Raw genomic sequence first — 22,988 nt, forward strand, 5'->3', positions numbered from 1 at the left:
CGCCAGTGCAGGCAAAGGCTGCAGAATTAGCCGTCCTTGCGGATGACCTCGTTCTTGGGGTCATAGGGGCTGTCGCAGGTGACAACCGCATCCCAGAGCTTGTCTTGCATTTTGACCTTCAGCTTGGTGCCTTCGACCGCGTGCTCGGGTTTGACGTAGCCCATGCCAATGGACTTCTCAAAAGCGACGGAGTAGCCGCCGGAGGTCAGACGACCGACGCGGGTGCCATCCTCCGCATAGAGCGCCTCGCGGCCCCACGGATCGGCATCACTTGGCCCGTCGATCAGCAGCGTGCAGCATTTCACCCGCACGCCGGTTTCTTCCAGCTTGGCCTTGCCGTGGAAGTCTTTGGACAGGTCCACAAAGCGCGGCAGGTCGGCCTCAAGCGGGGTGGCATCCCGGCCCAGCTCGTTGCCAAAGGCACGGTAGGATTTCTCCTGACGCAACCAGTTCTGCGCCCGTGCGCCCACCAGCTTCATCCCGTGCTTCTCGCCCGCCTTCTCCAGCAGATCGAAGAGATAGTTCTGCATTTCAATCGGGTGATGCAGCTCCCAGCCCAACTCGCCAGTGTAGGCCACGCGGATCGCATTCACCGGGCACATGCCCAGTTCGATCTGCTTGGCCGACAGCCACGGGAAGCGCTTGTTAGAGAGCGCGGTGGTCGGGTCGGCGTCGTTGATGACCTCTTTGAGCACATCCCGGGATTTCGGACCTGCGATGGCAAAGACACCCCACTGCGTGGTTACATCCTGAATCTCGATGTAGCCGAACTCCTCCATCTTGTCCTCGGCCGCCTTGCGCAAGAAATCGGCGTCATACTCGGACCATGCCCCGGCGGAGACGAGATAGTAGTTGTTCTCGCCATTGCGCACGATGGTGTATTCGGTTCGGGTGGTGCCGTTCTGGGTCAGCGCGTAGGTCAGGTTGATCCGGCCAACCTTCGGCAGTTTGTTACAGGTGAACCAGTCGAGGAATTGGGTGGCACCGGGGCCTTTGACCACATGTTTAGTGAAGGCGGTTGCATCCACAAGGCCGACGCCCTCACGGATCGCTTTGGCCTCGTCCACCGCATGTTGCCACCAGCCGCCGCGACGGAAGGACCGGGCGTCGTGGTCAAAATTATCCGGTGCATCCACGGGGCCGAAGTAGTTCGGTCGTTCCCAGCCGTTGACCCAGCCGAACTGAGCGCCACGGGCTTTTTGACGGTCGAACGCAGGCGCGGTGCGCAGCGGGCGTGCGGCGGGGCGTTCTTCGTCCGGGTGGTGCAGGATGTAGACGTGCTCGTAGCATTCTTCATTCTTGCGGGCTGCGAACTCGGTGGTCATCCAGTTGGACGAATACCGTTTCGGGTCGAGCGACGCCATGTCGATCTCGGCCTCGCCATCCACCATCATCTGCGCCAGATAGTAGCCGGTACCGCCCGCAGCGGTGATCCCGAAGGAGAAGCCCTCCGCCAGCCACATATTGCGCAGACCCGGTGCCGGGCCCACCAGCGGGTTGCCGTCGGGGGTGTAGCAGATCGGGCCGTTGAAATCGTCCTTGAGGCCGGATTCGGCGCAAGAGGGCACACGCTCCGCCATCGCCATATACTGATCCGCAATCCGGTCCAGATCGAGCGGGAAGAGGTCCGCCCGGAAGCTGTCCGGCACGCCGTGCTCGAACCGTGCCGGTGCGCCGTGTTCATAGATGCCGAGGATCCAGCCGCCGCGCTCTTCGCGGGCATAGGATTCATTGTCGGCGTCTCGGATGACGGGGTGCTCCGGGTTACCTGCCTCGCGCCATTTGACCAGTTCGGGGTCCTTGTCCATGACGATGAAAGTGTGCTCCACCGGGATCGCGGGCATCTTGATGCCCAGCATCTTGGCGGTGCGCTGCGCGTGGTTGCCGGACGCGGTCACCACATGTTCGGCGGTGATGACGATCTGCTCGTCGCTCTCAACGAGGTTGCCGCCCTTCTCGACCATCTTGGTGCAGGTGACTTCCCAATGGGTGCCAGTCCAGTGAAAGGCATCGGCCTGCAGTTTGCGGTGAATTTCGACGCCGCGCTGACGGGCACCTTTGGCCATCGCCTGAGTCACATCTGCGGGGTTAATATAGCCATCTTCGGTGTGGTAGATCGCGCCTTTGAGGTCGCCAGTCTCAATCAGCGGCCAGCGCTCCTTGATCTGCTCCGGGGTCAGCCACTCATAGGCCACATCGCAGGTCTCTGCGGTGGAAGCATAGAGCATATACTCATCCATGCGTTCCTGCGTCTGCGCCATACGCAAGTTGCCCACGACCGCGAAACCCGCATTAAGGCCGGTCTCTTCCTCAAGGGTTTTGTAGAAATCCACCGAGTATTTGTGGATGTGGGTGGTCGCATAGGACATGTTGAACAGCGGCAGCAGACCAGCGGCGTGCCACGTGGAGCCCGATGTAAGTTCGTCGCGCTCGATGAGCATGACGTCGTCCCAACCAGCCTTGGCCAGATGATACGCAATCGAAGTGCCGACGGCGCCGCCGCCTACGACCAGTGCTTTGACTTGGGTTTTCATGAGCCCGCTCTCCGAGTTCTCTGATTCACAATTGAATCGGTTATGACGCAGACTGTGGCAGAGACGCGAAATCAGTCCGACGCAAAAAATGACAAAACCGACTTTGTGTCAGAGTTTCGAAGCAAAGCGCGACACTTGGCGGGCGACAGGATATTTCGCGAAGCTGAATTTTAGCAGTTCAGCACGTTGCCGCGACGTACGCAGGGGCGCTGAGACGGGCTCTCTTCTGCTGAAGCGGCCTCTGTGTCCTGCGGTACAGACAGCGTGGTCGGCGCGGGCGGAGGCAACAGGACCACCTGTTCCATCTCGAGATCCTGTCCCATCATCTGCGCCTTGGCCACCGCAAGGCCACGCAGGGCGCGAAACGCCACATCCAGCGGGGAGGTCACCTGCTCTTCCGGTGAACGAATGCGACCGTCGGAGGATACCTGAAGCGATTGCGGCCGACCAAGCCGACGCTGCAGAGTCGCAAGATAGGCGCTGGGTTCATAGGTCCCAATCGTCTGTCCCACCGCTTTTGCCCGCATGTCGTAGTCGATACCCACCATCACGATCCCGCACAGCAAGACGAAGGTATAGAGCCGAAACAGCCTATGTAATTTTCTGATGATAAACATGTCATCCCACCTCTTTGCCACTATCGCTGTTAACAGTGGGATCAGGCAGAATTTGGGCCTTATATCGGAAAAAAGATGCGGCGTGACCGCCGCATGCTTCCTCCCTATTGCTGCGTTACCCGTCGCTGAGGATTTTACCCGGGTTGAGGATATTGTCGGGATCAAGTGCCGCTTTTACGGCTGCCATGAACCGGGTGGTCTCGCCCAACTCGCGGATCAGATAAGGGCGTTTCCCCTGTCCAATGCCATGTTCGCCAGTACAGGTCCCTTCCATGGAGATCGCCAGATCATTGAGCCAGCCGACATATTCATCCGCCTTGGCCCGTTCCTCGGCGTTTTCCATATCGATCAGCAAGAGGGCGTGGAAATTACCATCCCCCACATGGCCAACCATCGGGGCCATCAGACCCATCTCCTCGGCCTTGGCCCGTGACGCAGAAACACATTCGGCCAGCCGCGAGATCGGCACGCAAACATCGGTCGATATCCCCTTGGCACCGGGGCGCAATCCAAGGCTGGCCCAGTACATATTGTGACGCGCCTGCCAGAGTTTGTTGCGTTCTTCTGCGGTCGACGTGGCAGAGATGTCAAAACCGCCAAATTCCTCGGCGATCTGGGCAAACATATCAGCCTGCTCAACGACGCCCGCGTCAGAGCCGTGGAACTCCAGCAGCAACAGCGGCACCTCTGGCAAATCCAGACCGGAGTGTTGGTTGGCCGCCCCGACGCTCATTTCGTCAAGGAGTTCAATACGCGCGACAGGGATACCATATTGAATGGTCATCATCACCGCGCGGCAGGCATCATCCACCGATCGAAACGAACACCGCGCCGAGCGGATCGCTTCGGGGATGCCCTGCAAACGCAGGGTGATTTCCGTGATCAGGCCTAATGTGCCCTCAGAGCCGACCAGAAGGCGGGTCATATCATAGCCCGCAGAGGATTTTTTCGCCCGCGATGCTGTGCGAATTATGGTGCCATCTGCCATCACCGCTTCAAGGCTCAGAACATTGTCCTTCATGGTACCATAGCGCACCGCATTGGTTCCGGACGCGCGTGTCGCCACCATGCCACCAAGCGAAGCATTGGCACCGGGATCGATGGGAAAGAACAGCCCCTGGTCACGCAGATAAGTATTGAGCTGCTCCCGCGTTACCCCGGGTTGCACCACCACATCCAGATCCTCTGGGTGCACCGCAAGGATCTTGTCCATCCGCATCATATCAACGCAAATCCCTCCGGCAGGCGCATTCACATGTCCCTCCAGCGAGGTGCCTGTCCCAAACGGAATGACCGGAACGCCAAATTCTGCGCAGATTTTCACAATATCAGACACTTCCTCACGAGAGGTTGGAAAAACCACTGCATCCGGGGCTTGGTTCTCGATCCAGGTGGTGGTGTGCCCATGTTGTTCGCGCAACGCCTGCCCGGTTTGCATCCGGTCGCCAAATTTCTCCAAAAGCGCCTCAACTGCTGCTTTGATACCGCCTTCATTGCGGGGCAAGGTGGTGGCCTGAACCATAATGATGTCCTTTCAGAACGTGCGAAGGATCAACAAGGCGCGACACGTAACTTGCCTTGTTAACAATCAATTGAGCGGACTCTATGCCGATGGTCTTATCATCACAAGCCCATGGCGCGCTGAGGGGTTTGAAATGCGAGGCTCTGCCTCGCGCTCCGGGATATTTGTCGTTAGAAGAGAAGCGGAACTCAGTCCTCTTCTAACGCAAAATATCCTGGGGTGAACTGGCCGTGAGGCCAGGAGGGGCAAAGCCCCTGCTCACATCAATGACCGAGCGCGATGCCTTCGCGGCGCGGGTCTGCACCGCCTTTAAGGCCCTCACCAATTTCAATTGCATGCAGACCGGAGTTGAGATCGCGGATGTTGACCTCAAATCCCATGTCCGTCAGCGCGGCCTCGAAGGACTCTGCCTCTGTGCCGGCCTCCAGATCATAGGTGCCAAAGCGGTTCACTGCATGTGGCAGCGACAGCGCTTGCTGCACGTTGAGACCCCAATCGGCCCAGCCCACAATCGCGGTGGCCACATAACCGATGATGCGGCTGCCGCCGGGAGAGCCAATCGCAAGAACCGGTTTGCCGTCCTGCATCACGATGGTCGGCGCCATTGAGGAGCGAGGGCGTTTGCCCGGCTCCAATCGGTTCGCAATCGGCACCCCATCGCTGTGGCTGCGGAAGGAGAAATCGGTCAGTTCGTTATTCAACAGGAACCCGTTGGTCATCAGACGCGAGCCAAACCCGTTCTCGATCGTCGTCGTCATCGACAGCACGTTGCCGTATTGATCGACGATGGAGATATGCGAGGTCGAGGGAAACTCGATGCTTTCGTCATCGGCCCAGATCAGCGCGTGGTCAAACGCGGGCGTACCGGGGGCGACGCTGTCCAGTGCCGTGTCGCCTTGCAGCAGCTTTGCACGCTCTGCGAGGTACTCCGCATCCACCAACCCTTTGGTGGGCATCGGTACAAAGTCGCTGTCGGCCATGTAGCGGCCCCGGTCGGCAAAGGCGAGGCGCGAGGCATCCCCGATCAAGCGCCAGCTGACCGGATTGTCCGTCCCAAGCGCTGCCAGATCATAAGGTTCAAGCATGCCAAGGATCTGCCCCACGGTGAGTGCGCCAGAGGACGGCGGGCCCATGCCGCAGGCTTCATAAGCGCGGTAGCTGGCGCAGACCGCCGGGCGTTCCTTCACCTGATAGAGCGCCAGATCAAGCTCCGACAAAACGCCCGGATTGCCAGCAGCGCTTTGCACCGTGCGGACAATATCCGCCGCGACAGGGCCGGTATAGAACGCATCCGTGCCCTCCATCGCGATGCGGCGCAGCACATCGGCGTAGGGCTGGTTGGTGATGACCTGACCAGCCTCTAGCGGAGCACCCTCGGGCAAGAAGTAGGCCGCGGTCTCGGGGAACCGGCTCAAGCGCTCCGCATCGTTTGCAATCGATTCTGCCATCCTTGGCGACACGGCAAAGCCCAATTCCGCCAGCCGGATCGCATCGGTAAACAGCCCACCCCAGTTGGATTTACCCCATTTGCGATGTGCGGTCTCCATCAGCGCCGGTGTGCCCGGCGTGCCAACGGAACGACCACCCACTACCGCGTCAAAGAATTTTAGCGGCTCGCCGTTATGATCCTGAAACAAGGTCGGGGTCGCTGCAAGCGGCGCGGTTTCGCGCCCGTCAAGCGTGCTGAGCGCGCCAGTCGTGGCATCATAGTAGACAAGGAACGCGCCACCACCGAGGCCGGAGGACTGCGGCTCCACCAGCCCCAGAACCGTTTGCACCGCAACCATCGCATCTGCCGCCGTGCCGCCTTCGCGCAACACCCGTGCACCGGCCTCGACCGCGAGCGGATTGGCAGCGGCGACCATCCAGTCATCCGCCAGCACAGGCTCGCCCGCGTTGCGGGACGCCATCGCGGCAGACGCCGCATCAGAGAGCACCAAGCCTGCCGCGCCGGGGCCAATGGTTGCGGTTTCCGGTGCAACCGCATCTGCGGCCTGCTGGGCGATCAAAGGCGTTGCAAGGGACGCCAACAGCGCCCCGCTCCAGAATATCGGTCTCATATCTTCCTCCCAAATCGCGCAGCCCGGAACGCGCCGAGTGTTACGCCTACAACATAGAAGGCACCACCTGATCCGGTGGACGGTGCCCATCTTCAAATGTTTTGATGTTCAACAGAACCTTTTCACCCATCTCGATCCGGCCCTCAATCGTGGCAGATCCCATATGCGGCAGCAGCACCACATTGGGCAGTTCGCGCAGGCGCGGGTTAATCGTGGTGCCGTGTTCATAGACATCCAGACCACAGCCTGCGATTTCACCGCCGCGCAGGCCGCGTGTCAGGGCGTTCTCATCAATTACCTCACCGCGTGACGTGTTCACGATCACCGCATCCGGTTTCAACAGCTTCAGGCGGCGGGCGTTCATCAGATGAAAGGTCGAAGGCGTCGATGGGCAGTGGATCGAAATCACATCCATCCGCGCCACCATCTGATCGAGGCTCTCCCACCAAGTGGCTTCCAGCTCTTCTTCGACTTCGGGGCGCAGGCGGCGGCGATTGTTGTAATGGACCTGCATGCCAAAGGCGCGGGCCCGGCGTGCGACGGCCTGACCAATACGCCCCATCCCTAGGATACCAAGACGACGCCCCGCCAGACGGCCCCCCAGCATGGCCGTCGGCGACCAGCCCTCCCAGTCGCCGCGCTGCATAATAGCGAGACCTTCGGGAATGCGGCGCACGACCGCCATGATAAGCGCCATGGTCATATCGGCGGTGTCATCTGTCAGCACGCCGGGTGTGTTGGACACCAGAATGCCACGCTGACGTGCGGTCGCGACGTCGATATTGTCGACACCGGCGCCGTAATTTGCGATCAACCGCAACCGTTCGCCCGCCTGCCCCAACAGGCCCGCATCGATCGTGTCGGTGACTGTGGGCACCAACACATCAGCCTCTTTCATGGCGGCGGCCAGCTCTTCGCGGCTCATCGGGGTGTCATCGGTGCGCAACCGCACGTCGAACAGCTCACTCAGGCGGGTTTCCACCGGCTCTGGCAACCGTCGCGTAACAACAACACTCAGGCGTTCTCTGGGCACGTGCCTTCTCCCTCGGGCTATGCAAGTCGATCCATTCCATGGCATCGTGTCGCAAGATAATTGCGGGCACAAGCACCCTTCCGCCCGAGCTTGCGTTACGATATGAGCAGATGCAGGATCAGCGGGTGGCGGGATCATAAAAACAAGGCGCCCGGGACAATGATGGGCATTGAGGCCGTGCAGAAAATCACTGAAACAAAAGGTCGCCGTCGCGGCCTATGCGCAGCAAATGCTGTGCGGCAGACGCTATGTGTGCTTTTGATGGGCTGCTTTCTGGCGGGCGCAACATTGGCGGCTGCAGCGCAGGATGGCGCCAGTACCAATGGCACAGGACCAAAGCTCGGCCCGGTGACGAACCTGCCGCTGCCTCGGTTCGTGTCCATGAAAGCCGCCGAAGGAAACGTGCGCCGCGGGCCCTCGCTCAATCACCGGATCGACTGGGTTTTTAAACGGCGTGGCATGCCACTTGAAGTAACTGCAGAGTACGGTCATTGGCGGCGGGTGCAGGACCGTGACGGACAAGGCGGCTGGGTGCATTACGCACTCTTGTCGGGGATTCGCACCGTATTGATCGAAGAAGACATGCTGCAGGTGCGAGCCCGCCCCCAAGAAGGCGCACCCGTCGTCGCCGCTTTTGAACTGGGCGTTGTTGCGCAACTGGGGGCCTGTGATCCCAGCTGGTGCGAGGTCACCGCCGGAGGTCACACCGGCTGGACGCGCAAGGAAAATCTATGGGGCGTAGACGCGGACGAGCTGCGCGAATAGGCGCAGCCCGCTCACCCTTCGGCGGCCACCCGTAAAGCACGCCCTCCGGGTCCACGGCCCGATGTGCGCGACGTCGGAGCCAGATAGCGCCGGATCAACATGCAGCGGTGTGCAAACACTTTTTCATCCGTAAACGGCGCGGCCTCCATATGGGCACGGCGCATCAACATCGCCAAGGTTTCACGCTCATCGCTCAGCACAGCGAGCGTTTGCGCCAATCGTTCGGTATCTCCCTGCGGCACCAGGAGTCCCCCACCGCTACCGGCAATAAGATCCCGCGCATAAGCGCCCTCGTAGCCCACAATCGGCGTGGCACTGGTAAGTGCCTCGATCAGGCAGCGCGGCGACTCGGCGGTTTTGTGGCAAAACAGGAAAACATCCGCGCGCTGCAGACGCACGCGCACATCTGCATGATTTTCGACGAACCCCGGAAAACGCACCTGATCGCACAGGCCCGCACGCCGGATGCGGTTGCGCATCATTGGCAAGCAGCTGCCATCACCAAGCCACTCTGCCTCGAAGGGCACGTTGAGCACCGAGAGGCGTTCCAACACGGAGATCCAATCGGCGGGGCCTTTCATGCCTTCGGCACGGCCCGCATAGACGATTCGCAGCGGCCTCTGGCGAAGTTCGCTGAGCTTGACCTGCAACGCCTGATCGCTGATGTGATCCGCCCCGGCAATATGGATGTCGTGCACCAACTGCGGATTACGGCTGAAACCTGCATAGGCGTCGTAAGTCTCTTTGCCGTGAAACAGGCCCAGATCGGCACGTGAAATCAGCGTGCGCTCCAGCCACGCCATGGGGCGACGATAAAGGCGCGACTTCAGGCGCTGTTTCCAATCACCCCATTCGCGGGATTTAAGCAGCACGTCGGATTCGACACGATCCGTCCAGATGGCAAAGCGCTTGCGCAAACGCAGCGCTTCCAGCGCACAGACTGCCCCCCAATCGCCAAACAACCCGCCAATGGCAAAACTCAGGTAATCGGCCTCCGCCACAAGCGCCTTCAGACGGCGGCGTTCGCGTGGCCACACACGCAAGAAATGCTGCGGGCTAAAGGCCGAAGGCACGGTCTCCACCCGCACGTCCGGCAGTTCGCTCAACGCCTCCGCGAGTGGCATCCAGCCCTTTGGCACATCAGCATTTTTTTCCGGCATGACAACGGTAACTCGGGCGAAATGACGCGACCAGAGACGCAGGCCGTTCACCGCCTGCCGCTCGACATAAAGCGCGTCTGCGTCCCGGTAGACCGGAACCGGCGCATATATAAACAGATGGCCTGCTGCCGCTGTCCGCATAGTTTCATTCTCCGTTGCGCTGAGAGAGGAGACGATCGCCTCACTCAACACGGCACCCTGCCGTTCATCTGGATCGAGGCAGCCCGGGGGCGCGGTTCAGTGCCCCCCGCATTCCGTACCGCGCCCGCTCCGGTGTCAGGGCATTAACCATCACGCCCCTTAAGCCATGTTAACCATGCACCCACAGCGACACTCAAACCAACGACAGAATAGCCGAAACGCGCAAATGGACAGGGGGAACCTTCGCAGGGATAGATCATATCCTTAAAGGTTAGGGTTAAGTTCTATCCGTCGCTGCGCAACAATCCCGCGAAGTCGCATGGAGACAATTGCCTTGTGCCGCCTCGTGGTCTAGGAGAGGCGTGTGAACATCATGCCTGCCCGGCGCTGGCTTTATGCCGCTGACCGGACGGACAACAGGTGACGCGACGAACGCGCACCGATTTGACGACGAACAACAGCTTCCGAATTCGCAGAAAGGTTGTGAAACATGGCAGAAAATTCAACGCCGGACATTTTGTATACCATTGTAGACGAAGCGCCCGAGCTGGCCTCGGCATCCTTCCTGCCGATCATCCGCAAGTTCGCGGATGCCGCCGGTGTCAGCGTCGGCACCAAGGACATTTCTCTGGCGGCCCGCATCATCGCGACCTTCCCCGAGAACCTGACCGACGATCAGCGTCAGAGCGATGACCTCGCCGCGCTGGGCGAGTTGGTAAAGACCGCAGACGCCAACGTCATCAAACTGCCGAACATCTCCGCCTCCGTGCCGCAGCTGGTCGCCGCCGTCGAAGAGTTGCAGGCACAGGGCTACAAGCTGCCCGACTACCCTTACGAGCCGTCCACCGACGCGGAAAAGGAAATCCGTGCCCGTTACGACAGCATCAAAGGCTCTGCCGTGAACCCGGTACTGCGCGAAGGCAACTCTGACCGCCGCGCCGCCAAGGCGGTGAAGAACTACGCCCAGAACAACCCGCATTCCATGGGTTCGTGGGCCTCCGACAGCAAAACCAAAGTCTCGTCGATGCCGGGCAATGATTTCTATGCAAACGAGAAATCCGCCACCATCTCCGCCGATCAGGCGGGCGACGCAAAGATCGAATTTGTCGCCAAGGACGGTTCTGTCACCGTGCTGAAGGACGCATGGCCGCTGACCGAAGGCACCGTGGCCGACGCGACCTTCATGTCCGTTAAGGCGCTGTCGAACTTCCTTGAGGGTGCGATTGAAGACACCAAATCCGATGGCACCATGTTCTCGCTGCACATGAAGGCCACCATGATGAAGGTCTCCGACCCGATCATCTTTGGTTACGCTGTGAAGGCCTGGCTGAAGCCGGTGTTCGACAAATACGGCGCGGAGCTGAAGGCGCTGGGCGTCAATGCAAACTCCGGCATGGGCGACCTCTTGGAGCGCGTGAAAGGCAATGCCGAGATCACCGCAGCCATTGAGTCCGTGCGCGCCGAGCGTCCCGAAATGTACATGGTCGACAGCGACAAGGGCATCACCAACCTGCATGTTCCGTCCGACGTGATCATCGACGCCTCCATGCCGGCCGTGATCCGCGCAGGCGGCAAGGGCTGGGATTCCCAAGGCAACAAGGGCGACGTGAACTGCGTCATCCCCGACAACTGCTATGCCACCGTCTATGACGAGACCATCAACTACTTCAAAGCCAATGGCGCGCTGGACGTGACCAAGGCGGGCTCTGTTGCCAACGTCGGTCTGATGGCACAAAAGGCCGAGGAATACGGCTCTCACCCGACCACGTTTGAGGCACCCGCAGACGGGGTGATCCGGGTGGTTCTAGCCAATGGCGACACGCTGCACTCTCATGAGGTTGAGGCAGGCGACATCTGGCGCGCCTGCACCGTGAAGAAAGCACCCATTGAGAACTGGATACAACTGGCACTGGACCGTCAGCGCCTGACCGGATCTGAGGCGATCTTCTGGCTCGATGCCAACCGCGCTCACGATGCCGAGCTGATCAAATACGTGACGCCCGCGCTGGAAGCGGCAGGTGTTGCGGATAAGTTCCTGATCCTCGCGCCGCGCGAAGCGACCCGTCAGAGCCTTGAGACCATCACCGCAGGCAAGGACAGCATCGCCATCACCGGCAACGTGCTGCGCGACTACCTCACTGACCTGTTCCCAATTCTGGAACTGGGCACCTCGGCCAAGATGCTGTCGATCGTGAAACTGATGAACGGTGGCGGCCTGTTTGAAACCGGCGCTGGCGGTTCTGCCCCGAAGCACGTGCAGCAGCTGGTTGAGGAAAACCACCTGCGCTGGGACTCGATGGGTGAGTTCTGTGCCCTTGGTGAGAGCCTGAACTTCCTTGCCGATGTAAAAGGCAACAAGAAAGCAGGCGTGCTGGGTGCAGCAGCCGAGGTTGCAACCCAAGGCATCCTCGACAACAACAAATCGCCAGACCGCAAAGTCGGCCAGCCCGACAACCGCGACAGCCACTACTGGTTTGCCCGCTACTGGGCAGAAGCGCTCGCAGCCCAGACCGAAGACGCAGAACTGGCAGAACACTTCGCCCCCATCGCCGGTGCGCTTGCAGCCAGCGAAGGTGCAATCCTGTCGGAACTGGCAGCCGCACAAGGCGCGCCTGCCGATATCGGTGGCTACTACCACCCGTCTGTTGAGAAAAAGGCTGCAGTCATGCGCCCCTCTGCAACGCTCAATGACATCATCGGTTAAGCCGACTGAACAATAAGAACTTGCAACGCCCGGCCCTGTCCGGGCGTTGTTTTTTAGGGCCAGCGCCATCTGTGACGCGTGACAGTTTTGAATTGCATTTTGTGAATACCCGCTGACCGCCTTTGTGTCAGACCCCTTCTGTAAAGTCGGCGTTAGTATTTTTGGCGCAAAAAGGGAGCCAATCGAAAACACGCAAGGCCTACCACCATGCCCGCCGCATTTTACGGATTATCCTATAGGATCTACGCCCTCGTGGCGCTTGCGCTCATCGCAGCCGCAAGCCTGACCTTCTTCACCCTCAACCGCGCATCTGATGCCGCATATGACCTTCGAGCAGAAGAACTGCGTCATATCACCGATGTCGGGCGCAGCCAGATTGAGGCCTATAACAACCGCGTAGAAGCCGGTGAAATCACGCTTGAAGAGGCCAAGGCCGCCGTCAGCCAGATTCTGAATGACCTGCGGTTTGGTGACAACGGCTATATCTACGCCTTTGACAGCGACATCGTCTATTCCGTCCACCCCTTTCGCCCGCAGTGGGTTGGCGGAGAAAGCCAGCGCAATCTGAAAGACGTGCACGGCAACAAAATCTTTGAGGCGATTCTCGGTAATTTGGATGAGAACGGGCAGTCCGTCTCCACCATCTACTTTGAGAACCCCGCGACCAAAGAGGTAGAACCCAAACTGACCTATGCGCAGTATTACGAACCTTGGGATTGGTATCTGGGGACCGGCGCTTACGTGAATGACATTGAGGCTGATATTGCTCAGATGCGTATGCGTGCTTTGGTTGGATTGGGCGTTGCGTTGGCGGTGCTGATCGGCGTTTCGCTTCTGATCATTCGCAGCATGCTGCCACCGCTGAATGCGCTCAAGGGGCGTATGGCGACGATGGCTGATGGCGATCTCGACTCTGATGTGCCGGGCCTCACGGACCGCAGTGAAATCGGCCAAATGGCCCATGCGGTTGCCAATTTCCGCGACGGGTTGCAGATGCAGGCCGCACTGGAAGCAGAAGCGCACATCAAGGATGAGGAACGCCAACGCGTCGTGGCCATCCTCAGCCAACGTCTGGCGAAATTCGCCCAAGGTGATCTGACCGTGCGCGTTGATGACGCCATGCCGGAAGAGTTCCGGCAGGTGGCAGAAGACTTCAACGCGACTGTGACGCAGATTTCCGATCTGATGCGCAAGCTGATGGTCGGCGTGGAGCGCATCGAGAGCGAAAGCGAAGCGCTCGACAGCTCTTCGCGAGAACTGGGCATGCGGACAGAAACGCAGGCCGCTTCGCTGGAGGAAACCTCCGCCGCCCTCACAGAGCTTTCGGCATCGGTTAAAAACTCTGCCGAGGAAAGCCGTGCCGCCTCTGAACGCGTTCAACAAGCCAGCGACCGCACGGAGCGTGGTGCGCAGGTGGTCCGTCGCACCATTGATGCGATGCGCGGCATTGAGGAAAGCTCAGCCAAAATCTCCAGCATCACCTCGCTCATCGACGACATCGCATTCCAGACCAGCCTTCTGGCCCTAAACGCCGGGGTCGAGGCTGCCCGCGCTGGCGAAGCGGGTCGTGGGTTTGCGGTCGTCGCTGGTGAGGTCCGTGCCCTGGCCGGCAAATCATCGGATGCGGCACGTGAAATCGCGGAACTGATTACTAACGCCAGCCGCGAGGTCGAAACCGGCGTCGCTCTGGCGCGTGATTCCGGCACCGCGCTGGACGAGATCAACGAACATATCTCGGCGATCAATGAAACCGTCAGCGCCCTTGCAGAGGCCGCCCGCGAGCAATCCACCGGCCTGTCTGAAATCACCTCCGCTGCGGACCAGCTGGATCAAGTCACCCAGCAGAACGCGGCAATGTTTGAGGAAACATCGGCGGCAACCCAACGCCTGCGGGATGAAGCCAATACTCTGGCGCAAAACGCCCGCCAGTTTCAGGTGGAGAAAGACGACACAAGCGCATTGCGCCGCGCGTCGTAAACACCGCTCACAAGAGCATACGCAATCCATTAACCGTCCGCGTTCAGACGCGGGCGGTTTTCTTATATAATCAATGGCGTTAGCTGAAATTCTCGCGCGTTCAAAGGCGTGCGAATTTCGCGTCTAGACGCGCCGCTTCCTGTGCCAACCCAAAGGGCGCGTTGACCACGAACATCCCCGACCCCACCATCCGGTGTCCTTCACGCGCAGGCGGGAACCGCACCTCATGGCGCAGCGCATCCGGCAGGCCCTGCCCTTCAAGCGTTGCAAGCATCGACTTATGGCTCCCATCGCTCAGCAGCGGATACCAAAGCGCAATAACGCCTACGTTCCATTTGCGATGCAGTTTCGCGATGATACCGGGAATGCGCGTGTAATCGGTTTTGATCTCGTAGCTCGGGTCTATCAGCACCAGCCCCCGGCGCGGTTCTGGCGGGGCCAGCGATTGCGCCATTTCAAACCCGTCCTGCACATGGACTTTCGCGCCGCTGCCGCGCATCGCATCCCGGAGTGCCGCGGCTTCTTGCGGGTGAAGCTCCGCCAGATGCAGCTTATCGATGGGGCGCAACAATTCTGCCGCGATCTGAGGAGACCCCGGATAGCTGGTTGCGCCATGTGCCGCCCGCACACGATCCAACGCCCGTGCGTAAGGATGATCGGGCGCAAACCAGTCCCGCGCGATGTCGATACCCTGTGCCGCCTCACCGGTCTTTTGCGCCTCTGCAGACGCCAGATCATAGAGCGCCCGCCCGGCGTGGGTTTCCAGATAGCTCAATGGCTTATCCTTGCGGGTCATATAGTCCAGCATCCACGCCAACAGCGCGTGTTTTTGAACATCGGCGAGATTACCCGCGTGATAGATATGTTGATAGGACAGCATGGTCCTCCCTTAGCTGCAATGCAGGCGTTGCGAAAGGGGCTGCGCTCACGCTCCCTAAACCAAATCTCAACCACATTGCGGCACAGTGAGAGGAGAAATTACCCGCAGAAGCAGGTCCATATGCCCCTCAGAACGAGCCTCACATCCGGCGTTTTCATTGCGCTTACGCTGATCTTTTCCAGCTGGAACAGCGCCCTTCATGCCAATTCTGCGGGGTTTTCTCTGGTTGGCGATGGCGGTTTCTTTATGCGGACCTCTGCCCCATCTGCACGTGACGTGGTGCTCAATGATGATGCAACCGGGCGCGGCGCCGTGTCGATGAATCCGGGTGCAGCCAGCCTGTTTCGAGGCCGCAGCAGCGGCAGCCTCTTTGCGCGTGCGGCCGTGGCGGTGGGCATCGATGTCGCGGAAATCATGAACGTCATCGCAAGTGCTGAGGCTGGCAAGGCTGATTATGACGCCGTCCAACATGGCGCTAAGATCAAGCCCCCGGCAGTCCCGACAGACATGACATTGCTGGAGATCTACACTTGGATTGACGCCACACCCGGGCAACCACACGCCATCGGGCGCTATCAGTTCATCCCCGCCACACTGCGCCGTCTTGTCAAACACCAGGGCGTCCCGCTTGGCCGCAAATTCAACAAAGATCTGCAGGATCAACTGGCGCATCAGCTGATCGAAGAGGCGGGGCTGTCTCAGTTCAAAGCCGGTGACATGACCCAGACCACATTCATGAACAACCTCGCCAAGATCTGGGCAGGGCTCCCAACCTCCAATGGGAAATCCTACTATCACAACTATGCAGGCAACCGCGCCACCGTCAGCTGGGACAGCTATAAGGCCCGCATGGATGCTATCTTTTCGAGCTAGGGCGACGCCTTGATGTGATTCCTCCACCTCTGAGGACGCAATTGGCCCGTTTCACAAGCGAAAAGACGCTAGGTGAACCCAATACTCCCTTTTACGGCAGGCCCGCCATGCTTATAAGGTCAAAGTCTGCGGCCCGACGAAAGAGTCGCGGCCCGGCAATTGCAGTACTTACAGGATCCCTTTTACATGGCGCTCTTCGGAAATCTCGGCGGTCTGTTCACCTCGGACATGGCCATTGACCTCGGTACTGCAAACACGCTGGTTTACGTCAAAGGCCGCGGCATCATCCTGTCGGAGCCCTCCGTGGTCGCCTATCACGTCAAAGATGGCGTGAAAAAGGTGCTCGCGGTCGGTGAGGACGCCAAGCTGATGCTCGGTCGGACCCCCGGCTCCATCGAGGCGATCCGCCCGATGCGCGAAGGGGTGATCGCGGACTTTGATACTGCCGAAGAAATGATCAAGCACTTTATTCGCAAGGTGCATAGACGCTCCACATTCTCCAAGCCGAAGGTCATCGTCTGCGTCCCGCATGGCGCAACCCCGGTGGAAAAACGCGCGATCCGCTCGTCGGTGCTGGCCGCCGGTGCGCGCCGCGCAGGGCTGATCGCAGAGCCGATCGCGGCAGCCATCGGCGCTGGCATGCCTATCACGGACCCAACCGGCAACATGGTTGTCGACATCGGCGGCGGCACCACAGAGGTGGCTGTTCTGTCCTTGGGCGACATCGTTTACGCGCGCTCCGTGCGCGTCGGTGGTGACCGTATGGATGAGGCGATCATCTCCTACCTGCGCCGCCAGCAGAACCTGTTAATCGGTGAGGCCACGGCCGAACGCATCAAAACCTCCATTGGCACCGCCCGCATGCCCGACGATGGCCGTGGCCAGTCGATGCAGATCCGGGGGCGTGACCTTTTGAATGGGGTGCCCAAAGAGATCGAGATTTCGCAAGCTCAGGTCGCCGAAGCTCTGGCCGAACCAGTGCAGCAAATCTGCGAGGCGGTGATGACCGCATTGGAAACCACACCGCCTGATCTGGCAGCAGACATCGTGGACCGGGGCGTCATGTTGACCGGTGGTGGTGCGCTCTTGGGTGATCTGGATCTGGCGCTGCGCGAACAAACTGGCCTTGCGGTCTCGATCGCGGATGAGAGCCTGAACTGTGTGGCACTGGGTACCGGCAAGGCGCTTGAGTACGAAAAGCAGCTGCGCCACGCGATCGACTACGACAGCTAACGCCCCCGCCCTGATCGGGCATGCCCTTGGTTTTGATTGACTTCTGGAAGGAGAGCCTTGGCCAAAGACCGGTCACAGCGCGAAGATTACGCCGGTCCGCTCAAGCGATTGCTTGTCGGGATTTTGGTGCTTGTGCTGGCGGTGATTTTTTTGGTCTGGCGGATCGACAGCCCTCGCGTGGAACGGTTTCGCGCACAGGTGGTGGATGCAGTGGTGCCCAATATGCAATGGGCGATGGCGCCGGTCACTGGCGCAATCAACCTGGTGCGCGACTTTCAGAGCTACCAGCGACTGTCGGAACAAAACCGGGAATTGCGGTCTGAACTCCGCCAAATGCGCGCGTGGAAAGAGGCCGCGCTGCAGTTGGAGCAGGAAAACGCGCGCTTGCTGGATCTGAACAATGTGCGTCTTGATCCACAGCTTACCTATGTGACGGGCGTGGTACTCGCCGACTCAGGCTCCCCCTTTCGTCAATCGGTGCTTTTGAATGTGGGCGCGCGTGATGGCATCCAGGACGGCTGGGCCGCGATGGATGGGATCGGGCTGGTCGGTCGGATTTCTGGCACCGGACTTGATACCGCGCGGGTGATCCTTTTGACGGACGCCGCCAGTGCCGTGCCTGCGACGCTGCAGCCTTCGGGGCAATCCGCATTGGTAAGCGGCGACAACACCGCAGCACCTTTGCTGAACTTTGTTGAAAACCCTGAATTGGTGCGCCCCGGCGACCGGGTCGTGACCTCGGGCGATGGCAAAGTCTTTCCACCGGGTCTTTTGATCGGTCAGGTCGCGCAAGACCGCGCCGGACGCCTGCGGGTCCGTTTGTCTGCAGATTATGAGCGGCTTGAGTTCCTGCGGGTGCTGCGTCATCAGGGTAGTACGCCGATCACCGATCCCGGTGCTCTCATCGCGCCCGTCCCCGAAGACATGATCCCGCTGCCGCGCCCCGATGGGTTTCTTGAGGGCGCAACGCCCGCCGAGACACCGGAAGAGGCTGACAATGGCTAAGACCTCTCCGGCTGCGATCTGGCTCATGCGCGCGATCTTTGCCGGGTTGGCGCTTCTGATCATGTTCTTCCACCTGTTGCCGCTCGACACCATCCCCCGACGCTGGAGCCCGCCGGATTTCCTGCTGGCGATGGCGCTGGCATGGTCATCGCGACGGCCCGATTTTGTGCCGCCACTTCTGATCGCGATGGTGATGCTGCTGGCAGATCTTTTGTTCCAGCGCCCCCCCGGCCTCTGGGCGCTCTTGGTGCTGTTGGCCTGCGAATTCCTGAAATCGCGCTTGTCGACGCATCGCGAAACGCCATTTTTAGGTGAGTGGGTCGCGGTCAGCATCGTCATGATTGCCATCGCTTTGCTCAACCGGATGATCCTTGGCATTCTGGCCGTGGATCAGGCGCATATTGCGCTGATTCTGGTGCAGGTCGTCATGACCATTGCCGCTTATCCGCTTGTGGTTCTGATAAGCCAGAGCCTGTTTGGAGTGCGCCGTCTGTCGGCGGCGGATGCAGAAACCCTTGGAGCGCGCCTGTGAAACGCAATCAGAAAGATCAGGACCACAGCCACCGCATGCTGACCCGGCGCACCTTGGTATTGGGTGGTTTGCAGCTTGGGTTTACCGGTGCCTTGGCAATGCGAATGCGGTTCTTGCAAGTCGATCAGGCCGACCAGTTCCGACTGCTTGCAGAAGAGAACCGCATCAACATCCGCCTGCTCGCGCCCAGCCGTGGCGAGATCTATGATCGCAATGGCAATATCATCGCGCAAAACTCGCCGTCATACCGGATTGTGTTGGTCCCTGAGGACGCAGGTGATGTGGAGCAGGTGATTGCCAATCTGACCCGTTTGCTGCCGCTTGATGAAGAAGATCTGGAGCGCGCGCGCACGGAAATGCGCCGTTCGCGACCATTCCTGCCGATCACGCTGGCGGACCAGATTTCGTGGGACGATATCTCCAAGGTTGCGGTGAATGCCCCTGCCCTGCCCGGCATCACGCCAGAAGTGGGCCTGTCGCGTGTCTACCCGCAAGGCTCTGATTTTGCGCATGTTGTGGGTTATGTCGGCCCGGTTTCGGACTATGATCTGTCAAAGATGGAAAACCCAGATCCCGTCCTGCTGACCCCGCGTTTTCAGTTCGGCAAAGTGGGTTTTGAATCCAAACAAGAAGAAACCCTGCGCGGCAAAGCAGGCATCAAACGGGTCGAGGTCAATGCCGCAGGCCGCGTGATGCGCGAACTCGACCGGCGCGAAGGCGAAGCAGGCGCAGATATGCAGCTGACACTGGATGCAGACCTGCAAAGCTATGTGCAGGCCCGTCTTGGCACCGAAAGCGCGGCTGCCGTGATCATCGACGTGGAAAATGGCGATCTGCGTGCGATCTGTTCCAGTCCGAGTTTTGATCCCAACCTGTTCGTGCGCGGAATATCAGTTGCCGACTACCGCGCGCTCACCGAAGACCCTTATCGCCCGCTGGCCAACAAAACGGTTCAAGGCACCTACCCGCCCGGATCGACCTTTAAGATGGTCACCGCCCTTGCGGGTTTAGAAGCTGGCGTCATCACGCCTGAGGAAACAACCTGGTGCCCCGGCTATCTGGAAGTCTCCGGTCGGCGGTTCCACTGCTGGAAACGTGCGGGGCATGGGCATGTTAACCTGTTGGACTCGCTCAAAAGTTCCTGTGACGTCTATTACTACGACCTCGCCATCAAGGTTGGCATCGATCGGATTTCAGAGATGGCAAACCGGCTTGGTCTCGGCATCCGCCATGATATCCCGATGTCTGCGGTGGCCGCAGGTCTGGCCCCGAACCGCGAATGGAAATCGCGCACCTACGGTCAGGACTGGCTGGTGGGCGACACCGTGAATGCCTCCATCGGTCAGGGCTATATGCTGGCTTCCCCCATGCAGTTGGCGGTGATGACAGCGCGCCTTGCATCGGGCCGCGCAGTCTCTCCGAGATTGATCAAATCCATCAATGGGGTCGAGCAACCCTCCGGCGCCGGTGAACCGATCGGGCTCAATGAAAACCACCTCAACCATGTGCGCAAATCCATGTATGCGGTCAGCAACGACCGACGCGGCACGGGCTACCGCTCGCGCATTATCGGGGACGGGATGCGCATGGCCGGGAAGTCCGGCACCAGTCAGGTGAGGAATATCACCGCCGCGGAACGCGCATCGGGGGTTATCCGAAATCAGGATTTGCCATGGGAGCGCCGCGACCACGCGCTTTATGTGTGTTACGCCCCTTATGACAAACCGAAATACGCGGTCGCCGTTGTGGTTGAACATGGCGGTGGCGGCTCTTCTGTTGCGGCCCCTGTTGCGCGCGATGTGCTGTTGCAGGCGCTTTATGGTGGCACCCCGCCGCTGGAGGCCTATCCGGCTGGTGACCGGCGCAAGATCGAAGCACAGCAAGAGCGTCTTGAACGCGAGATGCGCCAGCGCACCGAGAGCGGCGGGAGTGATCGGGCATGAGCTATCTTGAGTATCACGCAAAATCGACTCCAACCGGGCTGCGCAAGATCCTCTTTCTGAACTGGCCGCTGGTGCTGTTGCTGTCTGCGGCCGCAGGTGTTGGCTTCTTGATGCTGTATTCTGTGGCGGGGGGATCCTTTACGCCATGGGTCGAACCGCAGGCCAAGCGTTTTCTGCTCGGGCTGGGCGTCATGCTGGTGGTGGCAATGGTGCCAATCTGGTTTTGGCGCAATATCTCGGTGGTGGCCTATCTTTTGGCCTTGGTGCTTTTGGTAGCAGTGGAGTTCTTCGGCTCTGTCGGCATGGGGGCGCAACGCTGGGTCGACATTGGGCCCATTCGTCTACAGCCCTCAGAGTTGATGAAAATCACCCTCGTGATGGTGCTTGCAGCCTATTACGACTGGCTTCCGGCAAACCGCACATCGCGGCCCCTGTTTGTGCTTCTGCCACTGTTTTTGATCCTCGCACCGACTTTTCTGGTCCTCAAGCAACCCGATCTTGGCACCTCCATTCTCTTGCTGGCGGCAGGGGGTGGCGTGATGTTTCTGGCTGGCGTGCACTGGGCCTATTTTGCAGCGGTGTTTGCCGCAGCAGGGGGGCTTGTGGCGGCCGTATTTCAAAGCCGGGGCACCGATTGGCAATTGCTAAAGGACTATCAGTATCGCCGGATCGACACCTTCCTTGATCCATCCCAAGACCCTCTGGGTGCGGGGTATCACATCACCCAATCCAAAATTGCCCTAGGGTCCGGCGGCTGGTCAGGGCGCGGTTTCATGCAAGGCACCCAATCGCGGCTGAACTTTCTGCCGGAAAAGCAGACCGATTTTATCTTCACCACGCTCGCCGAGGAATTCGGCTTCGTTGGCGGTGTGATGCTGCTGTCGATCTATGTGATGATCATTGTCTTTTGTGTCTCCACCGCGATCTCGGCCAAGGACCGTTTTTCGTCGCTGGTCACACTTGGGATCGCGCTGAACTTCTTTTTGTTCTTTGCAGTCAATATGTCGATGGTGATGGGGCTTGCACCCGTTGTGGGCGTACCATTGCCACTGGTCTCTTATGGCGGGTCGGCGATGTTGGTGCTTTTGGCAGCTTTCGGCATCGTGCAGAGCGCAAACGTCCACCGCCCGCGCTAAAGATCAAGACGCCCACCTCCGATCCCGTCCCGCACAAGGGCGAGCAAGGGGCTGTCCAAATCCCGCAAGCGATGCACCAAACCTATGGTGCGATGCACATCTGGCCATGGTGCGAACTGCGCCTTGGGCGCGTGCCGCGACAGGCCGCGCCATCTTGGCAGCACCGCCTGGCCCACCCCGTCCTCCACCATCTGGGCAATGGTCTCCAACGCATCCATCTCAACCAGAACCGCAGGATCATGAACACGCGCGTTTAGCGCGGACCAACACAACGCCCCTCCCCACGCATCGCGTGAATAGACCAGATAGGGCAGCTTGTCTGAGGGTCCCTGCGCGGGGCTGAGCAAGCCAATCGGCTCATTAAGAAGTGACTTAAACCGCAGTGATTTCGGTAACGCCATAGGCGGCTCCACCACCACAGCCACATCGATTTCTTCCGCCTCCAACAGCGCAAGCAATCCAGACGAGGTCCCCGGAACCAAACGCAGATCCACCGCAGGCGCAGTGGCACGCAGATGCCGCAGCAGAGGTGCGGCCCAATCTCCCAACGCGGTAGAAATCGCCCCGACGCGCACGGTGCCTGCCATCCCATGCCCTCGCAGGTCAGCACGCAGATCTCCTTCCAACCGCATCAATTCCCGCAGTCGCGGCAACAAACGGCTGCAGGCATGGGTAGGCCGCACCATGCGCCCCTCACGCCGCAGCAGCGCAACCCCGAGATCACCCTCCAACGCAGCAACCCGTTGCGACAGCGCTGAGGCCGTCACGCCAGCACGTCGCGCCGCAGCGGCAATCGAACCTTCGTCGACAATGGCCAACAGGCTGGCAACAAATCGCGTGTCCACAGTTTTCCTTACGATTGAACCCTCAAAA

Annotated in this window: 17 protein-coding genes; 9 read left to right on the forward strand and 8 right to left on the reverse strand. The window is 59.9% G+C overall.

Annotation, left to right across the window (positions count from 1 at the left end):
* Nucleotides 1–26 precede the first annotated feature (26 nt).
* The 5 genes from UB90_RS02575 to UB90_RS02595 form a co-directional block, all read right to left on the reverse strand.
* A complete protein-coding gene (locus UB90_RS02575; protein WP_065324765.1) occupies nucleotides 27–2,534 on the reverse strand; it encodes a GcvT family protein in 2,508 nt (835 codons plus the stop codon).
* Between the two features lie 170 nt (nucleotides 2,535–2,704).
* The gene (locus UB90_RS02580; RefSeq protein WP_009176845.1) at nucleotides 2,705–3,151 is read right to left on the reverse strand and encodes a hypothetical protein; all 447 of its coding nucleotides are present in this window, start codon (nucleotides 3,149–3,151) and stop codon (nucleotides 2,705–2,707) included.
* 115 nt (nucleotides 3,152–3,266) lie between these two features.
* The gene (locus UB90_RS02585) at nucleotides 3,267–4,673 is read right to left on the reverse strand and encodes an FAD-binding oxidoreductase (protein WP_065324766.1); all 1,407 of its coding nucleotides are present in this window, start codon (nucleotides 4,671–4,673) and stop codon (nucleotides 3,267–3,269) included.
* A gap of 263 nt (nucleotides 4,674–4,936) precedes the next feature.
* Nucleotides 4,937–6,733: a gamma-glutamyltransferase gene (ggt, locus tag UB90_RS02590; RefSeq protein ID WP_065324767.1), complete on the reverse strand. Its 1,797-nt coding sequence runs from the start codon at nucleotides 6,731–6,733 to the stop codon at nucleotides 4,937–4,939.
* 46 nt (nucleotides 6,734–6,779) lie between these two features.
* Nucleotides 6,780–7,766 carry a 2-hydroxyacid dehydrogenase gene (locus UB90_RS02595; RefSeq protein WP_005623130.1) on the reverse strand — a complete coding sequence of 329 codons (987 nt, stop codon included), beginning with the start codon at nucleotides 7,764–7,766 and terminating at the stop codon, nucleotides 6,780–6,782.
* A 159-nt stretch (nucleotides 7,767–7,925) separates the two neighbouring features.
* On the opposite strand from UB90_RS02595, the gene UB90_RS02600 reads away from it, so the two are divergent.
* Nucleotides 7,926–8,531, forward strand: coding sequence for an SH3 domain-containing protein (locus tag UB90_RS02600; protein ID WP_065324768.1), 606 nt, complete (start codon nucleotides 7,926–7,928; stop codon nucleotides 8,529–8,531).
* Nucleotides 8,532–8,542: 11 nt separating this feature from the next.
* On the opposite strand, the gene UB90_RS02605 is transcribed toward UB90_RS02600, so the two are convergent.
* Entirely contained in the window at nucleotides 8,543–9,832 is a 1,290-nt protein-coding gene (locus tag UB90_RS02605; protein ID WP_065324769.1) for a glycosyltransferase, read from the reverse strand.
* 490 nt (nucleotides 9,833–10,322) lie between these two features.
* Here UB90_RS02605 and UB90_RS02610 point away from each other — a divergent pair, with 490 nt between their 5' ends.
* Together UB90_RS02610 and UB90_RS02615 are read left to right on the forward strand one after the other, a co-directional pair.
* Complete coding sequence (locus UB90_RS02610; protein ID WP_065324770.1) at nucleotides 10,323–12,536, forward strand: NADP-dependent isocitrate dehydrogenase; 2,214 nt, start codon at nucleotides 10,323–10,325, stop codon at nucleotides 12,534–12,536.
* A gap of 207 nt (nucleotides 12,537–12,743) precedes the next feature.
* Nucleotides 12,744–14,513: a methyl-accepting chemotaxis protein gene (locus UB90_RS02615; RefSeq protein WP_005623143.1), complete on the forward strand. Its 1,770-nt coding sequence runs from the start codon at nucleotides 12,744–12,746 to the stop codon at nucleotides 14,511–14,513.
* Between the two features lie 100 nt (nucleotides 14,514–14,613).
* Here the strand turns inward: UB90_RS02615 and UB90_RS02620 are convergent, their stop codons facing one another.
* Nucleotides 14,614–15,393, reverse strand: a complete 780-nt coding sequence (locus UB90_RS02620) for a 23S rRNA (adenine(2030)-N(6))-methyltransferase RlmJ (RefSeq protein WP_005623144.1) — start codon at nucleotides 15,391–15,393, stop codon at nucleotides 14,614–14,616.
* Between the two features lie 120 nt (nucleotides 15,394–15,513).
* Here UB90_RS02620 and UB90_RS02625 point away from each other — a divergent pair, with 120 nt between their 5' ends.
* The 6 genes from UB90_RS02625 (at nucleotide 15,514) to rodA (ending at nucleotide 22,115) form a co-directional block, all read left to right on the forward strand.
* Nucleotides 15,514–16,266 (forward strand): lysozyme family protein, encoded by a 753-nt coding sequence (locus UB90_RS02625; protein WP_065324771.1) that lies wholly within the window; start codon nucleotides 15,514–15,516, stop codon nucleotides 16,264–16,266.
* Nucleotides 16,267–16,452: 186 nt separating this feature from the next.
* Nucleotides 16,453–17,499 (forward strand): rod shape-determining protein, encoded by a 1,047-nt coding sequence (locus UB90_RS02630; RefSeq protein WP_005623148.1) that lies wholly within the window; start codon nucleotides 16,453–16,455, stop codon nucleotides 17,497–17,499.
* Between the two features lie 57 nt (nucleotides 17,500–17,556).
* Nucleotides 17,557–18,504, forward strand: a complete 948-nt coding sequence (mreC, locus tag UB90_RS02635; RefSeq protein ID WP_065324772.1) for a rod shape-determining protein MreC — start codon at nucleotides 17,557–17,559, stop codon at nucleotides 18,502–18,504.
* Entirely contained in the window at nucleotides 18,497–19,036 is a 540-nt protein-coding gene (locus UB90_RS02640) for a rod shape-determining protein MreD (protein ID WP_065324773.1), read from the forward strand. Before mreC ends, UB90_RS02640 begins: the two co-directional genes overlap by 8 nt.
* Entirely contained in the window at nucleotides 19,033–20,979 is a 1,947-nt protein-coding gene (gene mrdA / locus UB90_RS02645; protein ID WP_065324774.1) for a penicillin-binding protein 2, read from the forward strand. The genes UB90_RS02640 and mrdA overlap by 4 nt, the downstream gene beginning before the upstream one ends.
* Nucleotides 20,976–22,115, forward strand: a complete 1,140-nt coding sequence (gene rodA, locus UB90_RS02650) for a rod shape-determining protein RodA (RefSeq protein WP_005623158.1) — start codon at nucleotides 20,976–20,978, stop codon at nucleotides 22,113–22,115. Before mrdA ends, rodA begins: the two co-directional genes overlap by 4 nt.
* Here the strand turns inward: rodA and UB90_RS02655 are convergent.
* Nucleotides 22,112–22,960: a LysR family transcriptional regulator gene (locus UB90_RS02655; RefSeq protein WP_065324775.1), complete on the reverse strand. Its 849-nt coding sequence runs from the start codon at nucleotides 22,958–22,960 to the stop codon at nucleotides 22,112–22,114. The genes rodA and UB90_RS02655 overlap by 4 nt on opposite strands.
* Between the last annotated feature and the right edge of the window lie 28 nt (nucleotides 22,961–22,988).

Origin of the sequence: Tritonibacter mobilis (genome assembly GCF_001681715.1) — a bacterium.
Taxonomy (GTDB): Bacteria; Pseudomonadota; Alphaproteobacteria; order Rhodobacterales; family Rhodobacteraceae; genus Epibacterium; species Epibacterium mobile.